The sequence below is a fragment of the Cupriavidus sp. HPC(L) genome (assembly GCF_000307735.3).
Classification (GTDB): Bacteria; Pseudomonadota; Gammaproteobacteria; order Burkholderiales; family Burkholderiaceae; genus Cupriavidus.
Genome location: NZ_AMPR02000350.1, coordinates 1 through 1,731 on the forward strand (window position 1 = coordinate 1; position 1,731 = coordinate 1,731).

Sequence of the window (1,731 nt, forward strand, 5' to 3'; positions counted from 1 at the left end):
GCCTTCCACCGCATGGGCGACGGCGGTCATGGAAGAGCGGACGGATTCGCTTGGGCTCTCGGGCAAGGACATGACGGCATTATCGGTCACCTGGCGGCGGAAACGCCACCCGACGCGCAGCGGCGCGGTATGTCGGACCGGGCATCGGGTCCGGCGCGGGGGCAGGCGGGACGGGACGGACGGGCGCGGCCCGACTCTGCTATCGTCGCGCTTTATTCCCGACTTTGTTCCGGATTTTGTTCCCCACTTCGTTGGCGGCTGCGATGGCGTCTGCGTTGACAGCCTCGTCCACGACATCGTCCCACCCTCGCCCCCGCGCACTGAGCTGATTCGATCGTGAAGGTTTTCGGTATCGCCGGCACTTCCGGCAGCGGCAAGACCACCTTGCTGGACCAGTTGATCCCCCGCTTCGTCGCTGCCGGGCTGCGCGTGGCCGGCATCAAACACACCCATCACGGATTCGACCCGGACACCCCGGGCAAGGATTCGTGGCGCATGCGCGAGGCCGGCTGCGCCAATGTGGTGCTGGTCGGCGCGCGCCATCTGACGCTGATGCGCCGCTACGACGAAGGCGTGCCCTCGCCCGAACTGGCCGACGCGCTGGCGGTGCTGCCCGCCGATACCGACCTGGTTCTGGTCGAGGGATACAAGCACAGCGACGTGCCCAAGCTCGAGGTCTATCGTCCCGGCCATGGCCGGCCGCCGCTGTGGCCCGACGTGCCCGGCATCGTCGGCGTCGCCACGGACGACCCCGAGCAGGTGGCCCCGCTGACCCGGCTGCCGGTGCTCGACCTGAACCGGATCGACGCCATCGAAGCCTTCGTACGGCAGCAGGCAGGGCTATAGCTGAAGCGAAAGCTGTAGCGCGGCTTCGCCGCCGGGCCAGCGAACCGCGCGACTAGCCGGCCGCGCCCGCTGTCTCGTCGCTGTGCCGCGGATTGACCTCGGGCACCTGCGGCCGCGCGAGCTCGGCGACCAGCGGCACATGGTCCGAACGCTGGGCCCAGTCGCGTCCGGTCAGCACGCGGGCGCGCTCGATCTCGAAGCCGCGCACATAGATCCGGTCGAGCTGCCACCACGGCATATGGCTCGGAAAGGTATGCAGCCGCGACCCGCGCGCATGCGAGGCCTCCAGCGCGCCGAGCGTATTGCAGATCAGCGCGTCGAGCCGGTGGTTCCAGTCGTTGAAGTCGCCGGCGATCACCAGCGGCGCGTCCGCCGGCACCACGTTGCGCACGCGTTCCACCAGCGCCTCGGCCTGGCGCGCCCGGCTGCGCGCGAACAGGCCGAAATGCACGCAGATCAGATGCGCCTCGATGCCGTGGACATCGGCCACCGCATGCAGCAGCCCGCGCTGCTCGAAGCGATGGTCCGAGATATCGAGGTTCTCCGACATCAGGATCGGATGGCGCGACAGGATCGCGTTGCCGTGATGGCCGTGGTCGTAGACCGCGTTGCGGCCGTAGACCGAATGCGGATAGGCGTCGGTCGCCAGGTAGTTCAGCTGCGTGTAGTCGGAATCGAACAGCGCGGCGGCCACCAGGCGATCGTTGCGGTCCTGCACTTCCTGCAGGAACACGATGTCGGCGTCGACCGTCTGCAGGCCGTCGCGGACGTGCTGGATGCGCGGGCGGCGCGCGAAGCCGGTCAGTCCCTTGTGAATGTTGTAGGTGACCACGCGCAACTTCATCGCGTCCCTCCGGCCTGGCCGGCGCGCTGCCGCGGTAGGGC

Annotated in this window: 2 protein-coding genes; one reads left to right on the forward strand and one right to left on the reverse strand. The window is 68.7% G+C overall.

Features of this window, described 5'->3' with window-relative positions; all coding sequences use genetic code 11:
• Positions 1-336: 336 nt before the first annotated feature.
• Positions 337-846, forward strand: a complete 510-nt coding sequence (mobB, locus tag B551_RS17630) for a molybdopterin-guanine dinucleotide biosynthesis protein B (protein WP_006579301.1) — start codon at positions 337-339, stop codon at positions 844-846.
• 52 nt (positions 847-898) lie between these two features.
• On the opposite strand, the gene B551_RS17635 is transcribed toward mobB, so the two are convergent.
• A complete protein-coding gene (locus B551_RS17635) occupies positions 899-1,690 on the reverse strand; it encodes an endonuclease/exonuclease/phosphatase family protein (protein WP_006579302.1) in 792 nt (263 codons plus the stop codon).
• Positions 1,691-1,731 lie beyond the last annotated feature (41 nt).